The organism is Variovorax sp. Soil_C_12 (assembly GCF_057657375.1).
On the sequence record NZ_JBDGIO010000004.1, the window covers coordinates 420550 to 434550 of the forward strand.

Annotated in this window: 14 protein-coding genes; 10 read left to right on the forward strand and 4 right to left on the reverse strand. The window is 68.4% G+C overall.

Going from position 1 to position 14001, the window contains the following annotated elements:
* Positions 1–39: 39 nt before the first annotated feature.
* Positions 40–1155: a TRAP transporter substrate-binding protein gene (locus tag AC3A6X_RS14245; protein WP_487842789.1), complete on the reverse strand. Its 1116-nt coding sequence runs from the start codon at positions 1153–1155 to the stop codon at positions 40–42.
* Between the two features lie 170 nt (positions 1156–1325).
* Between AC3A6X_RS14245 and AC3A6X_RS14250 the strand changes: the two genes are divergently transcribed.
* Positions 1326–1790, forward strand: coding sequence for a rhodanese-like domain-containing protein (locus tag AC3A6X_RS14250; protein ID WP_487842790.1), 465 nt, complete (start codon positions 1326–1328; stop codon positions 1788–1790).
* Positions 1791–1840: 50 nt separating this feature from the next.
* On the opposite strand, the gene lysM is transcribed toward AC3A6X_RS14250, so the two are convergent.
* The gene (lysM, locus tag AC3A6X_RS14255; RefSeq protein ID WP_487842791.1) at positions 1841–2305 is read right to left on the reverse strand and encodes a peptidoglycan-binding protein LysM; all 465 of its coding nucleotides are present in this window, start codon (positions 2303–2305) and stop codon (positions 1841–1843) included.
* 118 nt (positions 2306–2423) lie between these two features.
* Between lysM and AC3A6X_RS14260 the strand changes: the two genes are divergently transcribed.
* The 6 genes from AC3A6X_RS14260 (at position 2424) to AC3A6X_RS14285 (ending at position 9163) form a co-directional block, all read left to right on the forward strand.
* Entirely contained in the window at positions 2424–3197 is a 774-nt protein-coding gene (locus AC3A6X_RS14260; RefSeq protein WP_487842792.1) for a type III pantothenate kinase, read from the forward strand.
* Between the two features lie 19 nt (positions 3198–3216).
* Complete coding sequence (locus tag AC3A6X_RS14265; protein ID WP_487842793.1) at positions 3217–4875, forward strand: Vgb family protein; 1659 nt, start codon at positions 3217–3219, stop codon at positions 4873–4875.
* Positions 4876–5046: 171 nt separating this feature from the next.
* The gene (locus AC3A6X_RS14270) at positions 5047–5847 is read left to right on the forward strand and encodes an MHYT domain-containing protein (protein ID WP_487842794.1); all 801 of its coding nucleotides are present in this window, start codon (positions 5047–5049) and stop codon (positions 5845–5847) included.
* Between the two features lie 8 nt (positions 5848–5855).
* Entirely contained in the window at positions 5856–7031 is a 1176-nt protein-coding gene (locus AC3A6X_RS14275; protein ID WP_487842795.1) for an acyl-CoA dehydrogenase family protein, read from the forward strand.
* A gap of 118 nt (positions 7032–7149) precedes the next feature.
* Positions 7150–7638: a tripartite tricarboxylate transporter TctB family protein gene (locus tag AC3A6X_RS14280; protein ID WP_487842796.1), complete on the forward strand. Its 489-nt coding sequence runs from the start codon at positions 7150–7152 to the stop codon at positions 7636–7638.
* Between the two features lie 13 nt (positions 7639–7651).
* Positions 7652–9163: a tripartite tricarboxylate transporter permease gene (locus tag AC3A6X_RS14285; protein WP_309966598.1), complete on the forward strand. Its 1512-nt coding sequence runs from the start codon at positions 7652–7654 to the stop codon at positions 9161–9163.
* A gap of 82 nt (positions 9164–9245) precedes the next feature.
* Here the strand turns inward: AC3A6X_RS14285 and AC3A6X_RS14290 are convergent, their stop codons facing one another.
* Both AC3A6X_RS14290 and AC3A6X_RS14295 read right to left on the reverse strand, forming a co-directional pair.
* Positions 9246–10109 (reverse strand): alpha/beta hydrolase, encoded by an 864-nt coding sequence (locus AC3A6X_RS14290; protein WP_487842797.1) that lies wholly within the window; start codon positions 10107–10109, stop codon positions 9246–9248.
* A gap of 35 nt (positions 10110–10144) precedes the next feature.
* Entirely contained in the window at positions 10145–10855 is a 711-nt protein-coding gene (locus AC3A6X_RS14295; protein ID WP_487842798.1) for a TetR/AcrR family transcriptional regulator, read from the reverse strand.
* A gap of 170 nt (positions 10856–11025) precedes the next feature.
* Between AC3A6X_RS14295 and AC3A6X_RS14300 the strand changes: the two genes are divergently transcribed.
* From AC3A6X_RS14300 to AC3A6X_RS14310, 3 genes are read left to right on the forward strand one after another with little or no spacing between them, the layout of a single operon-like run.
* Positions 11026–11892, forward strand: a complete 867-nt coding sequence (locus tag AC3A6X_RS14300) for a fumarylacetoacetate hydrolase family protein (protein ID WP_487842799.1) — start codon at positions 11026–11028, stop codon at positions 11890–11892.
* Positions 11893–11904: 12 nt separating this feature from the next.
* Entirely contained in the window at positions 11905–12702 is a 798-nt protein-coding gene (locus AC3A6X_RS14305; RefSeq protein WP_487842800.1) for an alpha/beta fold hydrolase, read from the forward strand.
* Positions 12703–12706: 4 nt separating this feature from the next.
* The gene (locus AC3A6X_RS14310; protein WP_487842801.1) at positions 12707–13996 is read left to right on the forward strand and encodes a metal-dependent hydrolase family protein; all 1290 of its coding nucleotides are present in this window, start codon (positions 12707–12709) and stop codon (positions 13994–13996) included.
* The last annotated feature ends 5 nt before the right edge of the window (positions 13997–14001 follow it).

A 14001-nucleotide genomic window follows, 5' to 3' on the forward strand; every position in this document is an offset into this window, starting at 1 on the left:
GGGGCACCCCTGGTGCCCCTCGCTGGTGGAACCTGGATCTCAGGACTTCTTGGTCTGGCGGCCGAAGTAATGGTTGTAGGCCATCTTGAAGTCGACGGTGTAGTCGTTGTACCACTGGCCCGCGCGCTCCGCGAAGGACTTCTGCGAATCGAGCACCTTCTTGAACATCGGGTTCTCGGTCGCCTTCTTGGCCACCGTCTTGTCCCACGAGGCCAGCTGCGCGCGCAGGATCGCGTCGGGCGTCTTGTAGAACTTGACGCCGGCCTTCTTGAGCTCGATGTAGTCCGCCGAATTGCGCTCGATCGCCTTCCAGCTCATGTCGGCGCTGGCCGCCTGCACGCCGTATTCGATGATCGCCTTCAGTTCGGGCGGCAGCGCATTGAGCTTGGCCCGGTTGAACAGGATCTCGAACTGCTCGCCCGACTGGTGGAAGCTCTGCAGCATGCAGTTCTTGGCGACGTCGGGGAAGCCGAGCACACGGTCGCTGGAGGCGTTGTTGAACTCGGCCGCGTCGATCAGCCCGCGGTCCAATGCCGGCACGATCTCCCCGCCCGGCAGCGGATTGACGGCCGTGCCCATGTCGGTGAAGACATCCACCGCCAGGCCCACGGTGCGGAACTTCAGGCCCTTCATGTCCTCGGCCTTGGCGACCGGCTTCTTGAACCAGCCCAGCGGCTGGGTCGGCATCGGGCCGTAAAGATAGGAAGCGACGTCGAGGTTGAGGCCCTTGTAGATCTCGTCCAGAAGCGCCTTGCCGCCGCCGTAGTTGTGCCAGGCGAGCACCATGTTGGCGTCCATCCCGTAGCCCGGGCCCGAGCCCCACAGCGCGAGGGCCGAGTTCTTGCCGTACCAGTAAGCCACCACGCCGTGGCCGCCATCGAGCGTGCCCTTGGCCACGGCATCCAGCAGCTGGAAGGCCGGCACCACGGAGCCGGCCGGCAGCACCTCGATCTTGAGACGGCCGCCCGCCATGTCATTGACCTTCTTGGCGAAGTCCTGTGCGTATTCGTGGAAGATATCCTTCGCTGGCCAGGTGCTCTGGAAGCGGAACGACGTGGTCTGCGCCATGCTGATCATGGGCGCGGACATGGCGCCGGCCGCCACGGCGGCGCCCTTGAGCAGGCTGCGGCGGCGGTTCGGTTTGGTGTCTGTCATTGCGTGTGACTCCGTAGGTGGACTGGAAAAACCCCAGACTTCCATCTTTGGACATGTGAACAAGCGTGACAAAGAGGGTTTTCACGAACTGGTGAAAAATCATCGATCGGGCCGGGCGCACCCCTACGCACTAACCCTGAAACCCTAGCGACTTGAAGGAAAGAAGCCTTATGACTCAAGCAGTCCAGATCCCGGCGGGCGCGGGCAACGCACCGGCCGGTGAACAGCAGGCCGTCCGGCCCGCCGAGGGCTATGCCGGCGACGTGCTGCCCGAGCTGGCCCATGCCTGGATGACGAACGGCGAGGCCGTCGTGGTCGACGTGCGCAGCGACGCCGAGCGCGAGTGGGTGGGCTATGTGCCCGGCGCCATCGGCCTGGCCTGGAAGCAATGGCCTGGCATGGCCTTCAACCCCGGCTTCGACACCGGCCTGCGCACCGCCGTGCCGGCCGGCAAGAAGGCGCTGATGCTGTGCCGCAGCGGCGTGCGCTCGATCGCGGCCGCCCGGCGCGCCACCGAGCTGGGCTTCGAGGCCTACAACATCCTCGAGGGCTTCGAGGGCGATGCCGACGCGGAAGGCCACCGCGGCCGCAAGGGCGGCTGGCGCTTGCGCGGGCTGCCGTGGAAGCAGAACTAGCGGCTCAGGCTGCGGCGGCAGCGTGAACCCTGGGATCCGATCCTTCGAGGCTACTTCTGGGGCGGAATCCTGAGCTTCTGCCCCGGATAGATCTTGTCCGGATGCGTCAGCATCGGCTTGTTGGCCTCGAAGATCGCGTTGTACTTGTTGGCGTCGCCGTAGTACTTTTTCGAAATGGCCGAGAGCGTGTCGCCCTTCACCACGTCGTGGAACTGCGCCGGATCGGCCGCGGGCGCGACCAGCTGGTTGTCGACCTTGGTCACGTTGGACACGTTGCCGGCCGCGAGCGAGGCCTTCTCGCTGGCTTCCTGCGAGGGCGCGTTGCCCTTGAGCGTTACCAGCCCCTCGGCAGCGACGTAGCTCACTTCGAGGCCGGTCAGGCCGAGGTTCTGGGTCTCGATGTAGGTCTTGATGGCGTCACCCGCCACCTTGTTGGCATCGGGCTCTGCGGCCTGCGCGGAAGAGCCTCCGAACAGTTTTTCGCCCGCTTCCTTGATGAAACTCAGCAATCCCATGGGGTTCTCCTTGTGCCGGTTGAGGGAAGGCCACTGTAATGGCAGGACGTGACGGCCACGCGTAGGCCGCGGTCGCGATTGCAACCATCCGGGAAGACAAATCGCAATAATCCCGCGCATGGCATTCCTCGCGATCGACATCGGCAACACCCGGCTCAAGTGGTCGCTCTACGATGCGGCCCGGCCGGGCGCATCGCTGCTGGCCCACGGCGCCGAGTTCCTGGACCACATCGAACGGCTGGCCGACGGGCCCTGGGCCGACCTGCCCGCCCCCGCCTCGATGCTGGGCTGCGTGGTGGCCGGCGATGCCGTTCGACGACGGGCGGAAGAACAACTGACCGAGCGCTTCGACTGCGCCGCGCGCTGGGTGGTGTCCAGCGTCGCCGAGGCCGGAATCGTCAACGGCTACGACCACCCCACGCGGCTGGGCGCCGACCGCTGGGTCGCGATGATCGGCGCTCGCCACCGCATGCTCGCCGAGGGCCCGGCGCGGCCGATGGTGGTGGTGATGATCGGCACCGCGGTCACGGTGGAGGCGGTGGACGTGCATGGCAAGTTCCTGGGCGGCCTGATCCTGCCCGGCCACGGCATCATGCTGCGCGCGCTCGAGTCGGGCACGGCGGGCCTGCATGTGCCGACCGGCGATGTGCGCGAATTCCCCACCAACACCAGCGATGCGCTGACCAGCGGCGGCACCTATGCGATCGCCGGCGCGATCGAGCGCATGGTCCAGCATGTGCGCGCCCATGGCGGCGCCGAGCCGGCCTGCTACATGACAGGCGGCGCGGCGTGGAAGATGGCGCCGAGCATGAACGGGAACTTCGAGCAGGTGGACAGCCTGATCATGGATGGGTTGCTGGTGATCGCGCAGGAGCGTTTGCTGGCGTCTTGAGCAATACAAGGAGTCCAGAGTGCCACGTGCCTTCGCCGCTGCCCTGCTCTCTTGCGTGCTCGCCCTCGGCGCCTGCACCGCCCCGGCTCCTTTGCGCACCGCTGCCGCCCCGCCCGCCCGCCCAGCGGCCTGGGGCCCGCCCGAGGCGCTGGTCGCGCCCTCCTCCTTCTCCGGCGTCCACGGCCTCGCCGTCGACCGCCAGGGCCGGCTGCTCGCCGGCACGGTGGTCGGCAACCAGCTGTGGCAAGTCGACCGCAGCACCGGCGCCGCGCGGGTGCTGATCGATGCGCCCGACGGCCAGTCCGACGACATCGCGATCGGCCCCAGGGGCGAACTGGCCTGGACCAACTACCTGATGGGCCAGGTGCGCCTGCGCGAGAACGACAGCGCGCCCATGCGCGTGCTCGCCAAGGACCTGCCCGGCATCAACTCGCTCGACTTCGACCGCCGCAACGGCAAGCTCTACGCCTCGCAGGTCTTCCTCGGCGACGCGCTGTGGGAGATCGACGTGGCCGGCCAGAAGCCGCCGCGCCTGATCAAGAAGGACATGGGCGGCTTCAACGGCTTCGAGGTCGGGCCGGACGGCCTGCTCTACGGCCCGCTGTGGTTCAAGGGCCAGGTGGTGAAGATCGACCCGGCGGACGGCCGGCTCACGGTGATCGCCGAGGGCTTCCAGATCCCGGCCGCGGCCAACCTGGACGGCAAGGGCAACCTGTGGGTGATCGACACCCGCAGCGGCGAGCTGGTGCGCGTCGAGCTGGCCAGCGGCCGCAAGACCATCGCCAAGCAGTTCAAGCCCTCCATCGACAACCTCGCGATCGCGCCCGAGGGGACGATCTACGTCTCGAACATGGCCGACAACTCGGTCGAGGCCTTCGAGCCGGAGACCGGCACCTCGCGCCTGCTGACCGGTGGCAAGCTCGCCGTGCCGGCCGGCCTCAAGATCGACGGCGACACGCTTTTCGTGGCCGACATCTTCGGCTTCCGCCAGGTCGACGCGCAGACCGGCGAGGTGCGCGACATCTTCCGCATGCAGCGCGACCCGGAGCTCGACTACCCCTTCGGCGTGGGCCTGTCGGCATCGACGATTGCGCTGTCCTCCTGGTTCACCGGCTCGGTGCAGCTGGTGGATCGCAAGAGCTTCAAGACCACCGCGGTGCTGCACGGCCTGAAGGCCCCGGTGGATGCGATCCCGATGCCCGACGGCAGCCTGGTCTACGCCGAGATCGCCACCGGCAGCGTGACGCGCGCGAGCGGCCCGAAGTTCGAGAACCGCCAGCTGATCGCCAGCGGCCTGGGCGGGCCGGTGCAGATGGTGCTCGGCCGCGACGGCGCGCTGTACCTCACCGAGGCCGCGGGCAAGCTCACGCGCATCCCGCTGGATGCCAGCGCGCCGCTGCGCGTCGTCGCCGACGGGTTGGCGCTGCCCGAAGGCCTGGCCCAGACGCCCTGGGGCAGCTTCATCGTCGCGGAGAGCGCGGCGCGGCGGCTGGTCGAGATCGATCTTGCGAACGGCACGCGCCGCACCGTGGCCGAGAACCTGCCGATCGGCCTGCCCGGCGGCCCGGGAATGCCGCCGCCCTATGTGCCGACCGGCGTGGCGGTGGGCGCCGACGGCACCATCTACCTCTCGGCCGACCGCAACAACGGGCTGTACAGGATCCGGCCGCAGCGCTGACCGCTGGCCCGAAAAAGCGGAACAAAGTCACACCTGCACCCGCCTTTGAGTAACAAGCGCTTAATTTACTTGCGGCAACGTATGTAACAGACTCGTGACGCCTCCGGGCATCACGCCGGCCCCGTCCAGGCGGCCGGTCTTTTTCTCCACTCGTCGGAAAGGAAAGAAGTCATGGACCCTCTCGTCGGTCAAGTGCTGAATCCCACCTACGCCATCGGCACCGTCTTGCTGTCGTACGTGATCTCCTTCTTCGGCTCGCTGCTCGCGCTGCTGTGCACGCGCAAGATGGTGCGCAGCGACGGCAGCGTGGACTTCGCGATGCTCGCCGGCGGCGCGGTGGCGCTGGGCGGCATCGGCATCTGGTCGATGCACTTCATCGGCATGGTGGCCTATCGCCTGCCGGTGCCCGTCGCCTACAACCTGCCGCTGACGGTGGTGTCGCTGGTGGCGGCGATCGTCATTTCCGGCCTGGCGCTCTACCTCGCGGGCGGCAAGCGCTTCAACAGCAAGGGCTGGGTCATGGGCAGCCTGCTCGCCGGGCTGGGCGTTTGCGTGATGCACTACATGGGCATGTACGCGATGAGCCTGCGCGCGACGATGAGCCTGGACTGGGGCATCGTGGCCGGTTCGGTGGCCATCGCGATCATCGCGGCGGCCTCCGCGCTGTGGCTGGCCTTCAACCTGACCGAGCTGACGCACCAGGTGGTCGCCGCCGCCGTGATGGGCGTGGCGGTCTGTTCGATGCACTACGTGGGCATGACGGCGGCCACCATGGTCTGCACCGCGCCCACGCCGCCCGGCAGCCTGAGCTTCGGCGGCAGCAACCTCGGCCTGGGCGTTTTCGGCACGGCCGGCGCGGTGCTGATCTTCATCCTCTGGGTGGTGACCGGGCGCGCGCTGGACGAGCCCAAGGTCGTCACGCCCCGCCACGTAGCCACTTGGCGCAAGCGGCGCGCCGCAGGGCACGCCTAGAGTCGGGCATGCAGTACACGCATGAGCACCTCGAGATCCAGAAGACGCTGCGGCGCTTCATCGACGAGGAGATCAATCCGCACGTCGACGAATGGGAGGCGGCGGAAAGCTTCCCCGCGCACGAGGTGTTCGGAAAGCTCGGCGCGCTCGGCCTGCTGGGGCTCAACAAGCCCGAGGACTACGGCGGCGCCGGCCTCGACTACTCCTACGCGATGGCGATGGCCGAGGCCCTGGGCCATGTGCGCTGCGGCGGCGTGCCGATGGCCATCGGCGTGCAGACCGACATGTGTACGCCGGCGCTGGCGCGCTTCGGCAGCGACGCGCTCCGGCGCGAGTTCCTGGCCCCGGCGATCGCGGGCCAGACCGTGGGCTGCATCGGCGTCAGCGAGCCCGGCGCCGGCAGCGACGTGGCAGGCCTCAAGAGCCGCGCGCGCAAGGACGGCGACGACTACCTCATCAGCGGCCAGAAGATGTGGATCACCAACAGCCTGCAGGCCGACTGGATGTGCATGCTGGTGAACACCGGCGACGGACCGAGCGCAGCGGGCGAGAGTCCTCATCGCAACAAGTCGCTGGTCATCGTGCCGATGGACAGCCCCGGCATCGAACGCGCGAAGAAGATCCGCAAGATCGGTATGCATTCGAGCGACACCGGCCTGATCTACTTCGACGAGGTGCGCGTGCCGCAGCGCTATCGCATCGGCGAGGAGGGCCAGGGCTTCGTCTACCAGATGCAGCAGTTCCAGGAGGAGCGCCTGTGGTGCGCCGCCAGCTCACTCGAGCCGATGGAGGACTGCATCCGCGAGACCATCGCATGGGCGCAGGAGCGCCGTCTCTTCGGCGGCACCCTGGCCGACCAGCAGTGGGTGCAGTTCAAGCTGGCCGAGCTGCAGACCGAGGTCGAGGCGCTGCGCGCGCTGACCTACCGCGCCTGCGACCTGCATGTGCAGGGCGAAGACGTGACCGCGCTGGCCTCGATGGCCAAGCTCAAGTGCGGCCGCCTCACGCGCGAGGTGGCCGACACCTGCCTTCAGTTCTGGGGCGGCATGGGCTTCACCTGGGAGAACCGGGTGTCGCGGCTGTACCGGGATGGGCGGCTGGGGTCGATCGGCGGCGGGGCGGATGAGGTGATGCTGGGGATCCTGGCGAAGACGATGGGGATCGCGAAGCGGCCGCCCGTTTGACTCCCTCTCCCTTTGGGAGACCTCGCCCCCCGCTACGTGGAAGTCCGTACAGCACTGGTCAGCCAGCAGTCAGCCGGCGCGAACGACCCTCGAAGGCTCCAAAACGAGGGTAGAGACAATGCGTATCAAGAGTCAGGCCGACTTCTATTCGGGAGTCATGTTCACGGCGGTGGGCGGCGCGTTCGCCATCGGCTCCACCAGTTACAACATCGGAGACGGCGCCCGCATGGGTCCCGGCTATTTCCCGCTCATGCTGGGAATCCTGCTGGCGATCCTCGGGGCCGCCATCATGTTCGAGGCGCTCGTGGTCGAAACCGTCGACGGCGAGAAGATCGGCAAGTGGGCCTGGAAGCCGCTCGCCTACGTGCTCGGCGCCAACCTCGCCTTCGGCGTGCTGCTCGGCGGTCTGCCTTCCATCGGGCTGCCGGCCATGGGCATGATCCTCGCGATCTATGCGCTGACCATCATCTCCAGCATGGCCGGCGCGCATTTCAAGCTGCGCGACGTGCTGGTCCTCGCGACCATCCTGGCGGCCGGCAGCTATGTGGCCTTCATCTGGGCGCTCAAGCTTCAGATCCAGGTCTGGCCCACCTTCATTTCGGGCTGAGGACGAGAACGCCATGGACCTGATCCACAACCTGGCGACCGGCTTCGGCGTCGCCTTCACCTTCACCAACCTGCTCTATTGCCTGGTCGGCTGCATCCTGGGCACGCTGATCGGCGTGCTGCCGGGCATCGGCCCGGTCGCCACCATCGCCATGCTGCTGCCGGCCACCTACGCGCTGCCGCCGGTGTCGGCGCTGATCATGCTGGCGGGCATCTACTACGGGGCCCAGTACGGCGGCTCCACCACCGCCATCCTGGTCAACCTGCCGGGCGAATCGTCCTCGGTGGTGACTTGTATCGACGGCTACCAGATGGCAAGGCAGGGACGCGCCGGCCCCGCCCTCGCGGCCGCCGGCCTGGGCTCCTTCTTCGCCGGCTGCGTGGGCACGCTGATCCTGGCCGCCTTCGCGCCGCCGCTGACCGAGCTGGCCTTCAAGTTCGGCCCGGCCGAGTACTTCTCGCTGATGATCCTGGGCCTGATCGGCGCGGTGGTGCTGGCTTCCGGCTCGCTGCTCAAGGCGGTGGCGATGATCGTGCTGGGCCTGCTGCTGGGCATCGTCGGCACCGACGTGAACTCGGGCGTGGCGCGCTTCAGCTTCGACATCCCGGAGCTGACCGACGGCATCGGCTTCGTGGTGATCGCCATGGGCGTGTTCGGCTACGGCGAGATCATCGGCAACCTCTCGCAGCCCGATGACGAGCGAGAAGTGTTCACCAACAAGGTCAAGGGCCTGTGGCCGACGAAGGAGGACTTCAAGAACATGGCGCCCGCGGTTCTGCGCGGCACCACGCTGGGCTCGGCGCTGGGCATCCTGCCCGGCGGCGGCGCGCTGCTGGCGGCCTTCGCGGCCTATGCGCTGGAGAAGAAGATCAAGATGCGCCCCGGCGAGATCGCCTTCGGCAAGGGCAATATCCGCGGCGTGGCCTCGCCCGAGTCGGCCAACAACGCCGGCGCGCAGACCTCCTTCATCCCGCTGCTGACGCTGGGCATCCCGCCCAACGCCGTGATGGCGCTGATGGTCGGCGCGATGACCATCCACAACATCCAGCCGGGCCCGCAGGTGATGACCAGCAACCCGGAACTGTTCTGGGGCCTGATCGCCTCCATGTGGATCGGCAACGCGATGCTGATCATCCTGAACCTGCCGCTGATCGGCATGTGGATCAAGCTGCTGACGGTGCCCTACAAGTTCCTGTTCCCGGCCATCGTGCTGTTCTGCGCGATCGGCGTGTACTCGACCAACAACAACACCTTCGACGTCTGGATGGTCGCGATCTTCGGCTTCATCGGCTACCTCTTCCTCAAGCTGCGCACCGAGCCGGCGCCGCTGCTGCTGGGCTTCATCCTGGGGCCGATGATGGAAGAGAACCTGCGCCGCGCGCTGCTGCTGTCGCGCGGGACCTGGAGCGTGTTCGTCACGCGGCCGCTGTCGGCCGGCCTGCTGGTCGCGGCGGCGCTGCTGCTGGGGATCGTGCTGCTGCCTTCGATCAAGGCGAAGCGCGAGGAGGCGTTCGTCGAAGACTGAGCGCATGCACGCATGCTTCCGACAAGCCGCCTATCCAGCGAAGGTCGTTGGGTTGGCTTCGCGCACATCGCTTCATGCTTCATCATGGTTGCTCCAGCCCTAGGAGGCGCCGGGCCAGCGCATGGGTTCGTGAACCCGGGTCAGCCAACTCGTGCAGCACGTCCATGTGGTTGCGCGCGGGCACGCGTTCCGCCGCAGTGACGCGCGGCCCCCAGGCACGTCCGATCAGCTCAACCTGGCGAAGGAACTCCTCGCTTTCATCGCCGCCGACCACTGTAACGAGCGAGCCTTGCAAAGGCGCGGGCATGCCCGCGGGGCTGAGCCGCAGCGCCGTCGCAGCAGTCAGGCCGATGTCGGCGGCCAGGAAGGGCGCGTGCCGCAGCGGTTCGAGCTCGTACAGGCCGGAAATCGACAGCGCCGATTTGACGAGGTCCGCAGGCAAATCCGGCGCTACCGCCCTCCAGTCGCAGGCCAGCAGCATCGTCGCGAGGTGCCCGCCCGCGGAATGGCCGGCCACCACGATGCGCTCGGGGTCGCCGCCATGCGCGCGCGCATGGCGATGGACCCAGGCCAGGGCCTGCACCAGCTGCAGCACGATGCGCTCGATCGTCACCGCCGGGCACAGCGCGTAGTTGGCCAGCACGACCATCGCCCCCGCGTTGGCAAAGGGCGGCGCCACGAAGCTCTGGTCGCGCTTGTCGAGCGCGCGCCAGTAGCCGCCGTGGATATAGACCAGCACCGGGGCGCCAGACCGCCTTGCAGGCAGCACGTCGAGGCGCTCGCTGGGGTCCTCGCCGTACGCGAGATCGAGCACCCAGCCCGGCCGCTCGTAGGCCCGGGCCGAGGCCTCGGCCCAGTGCGCAAGGATCTCCGGATGCTCGGGAATGCGCGCGCGGTTGTTGTACTGCGCGTCGTACCAGGCGGGCGGCGGCGTGGCTTCGGTCATCTTCAGGCGCAACTCCGGCCGAACTTCGGCCGCGTTCAGCGTCGCTTCGCGGCGGCCGCCGCCGGGACCCGCGCGCCGTTGGGCTTCGGCCTGCCGCGCGGCGCGGGCTTCTGCTCCGATTCGCGCAGCGCCGCGTCGATCAGCGCGTCGGCCATCCACAGCGCAGTGCGCTCCACTTCGCGATCGCGCAGGCCCCAGATGTCCTTGAGGATCACGTAGGGCTCGATGCCGTAGACCACCGAGAGGGCATGGTGCAGGCGCTTGCGCACATCCGGCCGCAGCTGTGGCACCAGCGGCTCGATGGCATGCTCGAGGATGCGCACACGGTGCCCACGCCGGTACGGCTCCTCCTCCAGCAGCCCGGCGCGCTCCAGCCCCCACTGCTCCAGCGACAGCTGCGCCGCGGCGCGCAGCTGCGCCTCGAACTCCTTGAAGCGCGGGAAGGTCTGCAGGAACAGTTCGTGCACCCGCTCGCGGCCGCTGGGGTTGTCGGAAGCGAGCTTGCGCACCGGCCCCAGCGAGCTGTCGATGACGGCGGTGACCAGCGCGCTGCGGCTCGGGAAATAGCGGTACGCGGTCGCGCGAGAGACCTTCGAGCGCGCCGCGGCCTCCGCCACCGACGGGATGTGGCCGCTCTGCCGGATGATCTCCATGGCGGTGTCGAGCAACAGCTTGAAGGTGGCGGCCTTGACGCCGCGCTCGGGCGGCACCGGCGGTTCGCTCAGCTTGTGCTTCAGTCGCGCCATGGGGTTATTACGGAGTGCCGAAGGGCCGGGCTTGCTTGTGAAGGTCCGAGGTCGGCACGTATGATGCACCGATCCCGATTTGAGACGCAAGTCTCAAAAACGACAGTTCCCTGATCTCGCGGCAGCCGGCACGAGCGGCATGACCACGAGACGAGCCGGAGACAAAGGCGATGCGCTTGGCCAGCTGGAGTTGGGGTGGACGCGAGCACGTGGGCACGATCTCTGCCGACGGGCGCGAAGCCACGCCGCTCGCGCTGCGCGACGCCTCGCTCGGCGCCCTGCCCTTGATCCAGGCGCTGGCGCGCGGCGAAGCCCTGCCCTCGCCCGCCGGCGCGCGGCTGCCGGTCGAAGTCCTCACGCTGCGCGCGCCGTTGCCGCGCCCGCTGCGCAGCCTGTTCTGCATCGGCCGCAACTACCACGCGCACGCCAGCGAGCTGGCCGGCACCGTGTTCCGCGAGACCATGCCGCAGAGCGACCCGTGGCCCATCGTCTTCGGCAAGCTGGGCGACTGCGTGATCGGCCCGCGCGACGTGGTGCGCCTGCCCTCGCCCGCCACCTCGGTACAGATCGATTACGAGTCGGAACTGGCCGTGGTCATCGGCCGCGGCGGGCGCGACATCCCGTGCTCGCGCGCCATGGACCACGTGTTCGGCTACACCGTGGTCAACGACGTGACCGCGCGCGACGTGCAGATGCGCCACCAGCAATGGGAGCTGGGCAAGAGCTTCGACACCTTCTGCCCGATGGGGCCGTGGATCGTCACGGCCGACGAGCTCGACGGCCGCGCCACCCGCGTGCGCGGCTGGGTCAACGGCGCGCTGCGCCAGGACGGCCAGACGAAGGACATGATCTTCGACATCCCCACGCTGATCGAGACCTGCTCGCGCGGCATCACGCTCTACCCCGGCGACGTGATCGCCACCGGCACGCCGGCCGGCGTGGGCATGGGGCAGACGCCGCCGCAGTGGCTGAAGTCCGGCGACGTGGTGCGCATCGAGGTCGATGGCGTTGGCGTCATCGAGAACCCCTTCGAGTAGGCCGATCCGACGATGTCATTCCAACTGATCGACCGTGTCGCGGTGGAAGAAGAAGGCGATGGCCCGGCCGTGGTCTGCGTGCATGGCTTGGGCGGCAGCTCCAACAGCTTCACGCCGCTGATGCCGGCGCTGGCGCGGCACCGCGTGGTGCGCGTGGACCTGCCCGGCAGCGGCCGTTCGCAGCGGGCCGAGGGCGAGCTCTCGATCGAGCGCTACGTCGAGGCGCTGCTGCGGGTCTGCGATCGCCTGGGCATCGCGCGCGCCCACTGGGTGGGGCATTCGATGGGCACCATCGTCTGCCAGCACATCGCCGCAGCCCATCCGAAGCTGGCGGCCAGCGTGGCGCTCTTCGGCCCGCTGATCGCCCCGCCGGAGGCCGCGCGCACGGCGATGAAGGCACGCGCCGCCAAGGCCCGCGAAGGCGCGGCCGGCATGCACGAGATCACGCAAGGGCTGCTCCAGGCCGCGATCTCCGCCGACACGCGCCGGCGCCTGCCGCTCGCCGTGGCCTTCGTGCGCGAGAGCCTGATGCGGCAGGACGGCGAGGCCTACGCGCGCAGCTGCGAGGCGCTGGCCGGCGCGCAGGGCGCGGCGGTGGATCGCATCGAGGCGCCGGTACTGCTGGTCACCGGCGACGAGGACGGCGTGGCACCCCCGCAGTCGGTGCGCGCCATGGCCGACCGCCTGCACAACGCGGCCAGCAAGCGCGTGGTGGTGCTGTCGCGCTGCGGCCACTGGACGCCGGTCGAGCGGCCCGAGGAATGCCAGCGCGAGCTGAGCGACTTCCTGGCCGCTCACGCAAGGAGCTGAACCGATGGCCGATGTGATGTTCACCAACGTCCGCATCTTCGACGGCGGCGGCGAAGCGCCCTTCACCGGCGACGTGCTGGTGCAGGGCAACCGCATCGCGCGCGTCGTCAAGACCGGCTACGGCCAGCACGCGGCGCCGGTGATGGGCGCGCAGCTGATCGACGGCGCCGGCGCCTTCCTGATGCCCGGCATGGTGGAGGCGCACACGCACTTCTCGTGGAACGACCAGCCCAGCCTGGACGCCATCCAGCGCATGCCGCCGGAGGAGCACATCCTGTGGTGCGCCGAGGTCGCGAAGCGCTATTTGGACATGGGCTGGACCAGCTGCGTCGGCGCCGCGGCGGCCAAGCCGCGGCTGGACGTGGTGATCCGCAACGCGATCAACGACGGCACCATCGTCGGCCCGCGCTACCTCGCGGCCAGCCAGGAGATCACCGTGCCCGGCGGCCTGGGCGACACCACGCAGCCGCACCTGCCGCAGCCCGAGTTCGCCTTCGGCGCGGTGGTGAGCGGCGCCGAGGAGATGCGCCGCTGCGTGCGCATGTTCGCCAAGTACGGCGTCGATTCGCTGAAGATCAACCTCTCGGGTGAGTCGATCACCGGCATGCCCAGCGAGATGAGCCAGTTCACCGAGGAAGAGGTCACGGTGTGCGTGCAGGAGGCCAAGGCCTGGGGCAAGCGGGTGGCGGCGCATGCGCGCTCGACCTGGTCGATCAAGCAGTGCGTGAAGCAGGGCATCGAGGTGATCTACCACGCCAGCTTCACGGACGAAGAGGCGCTGGACCTGCTCGAGGAGCACAAGTTCGAGCACTTCATCGCGCCGGGCCTGGCCTGGCTCATCAACACCTGCCACCACGCGAGCGAATGGGGGCTGACGCCGGAGGTGACGCGGCGCATGGGCTACCACCGCGAGCTCGAAGCCGCGGTCGAGAGCATGCGGGCGATGCGCAAGCGGGGCATTCGCATCCTGCCGGGTGGCGACTACGGCTTTGCGTGGACGCCGCATGGGACCAATGCGAAGGACCTGGAGTACTTCGTCAAATACGTGGGCATGAGCACGATGGAGGCGCTGCTGTCGGCCACGGCGTGGGGCGGGCCGATGATGCGCATGGGCAAGGTGCTGGGCTACGTGCGCGAAGGGTACCTGGCCGACCTGCTGCTGGTCGATGGCGATCCGCTGGCGGACATCACGGTGCTGCAGGACAAGGCGCGGATCCTGGCGGTGATGAAGGATGGGGAGTTCCACCGTGCGCCGCCCGTGCGGCGGTCGCACATGACACGCTGGGCCGCCTAGGAGAA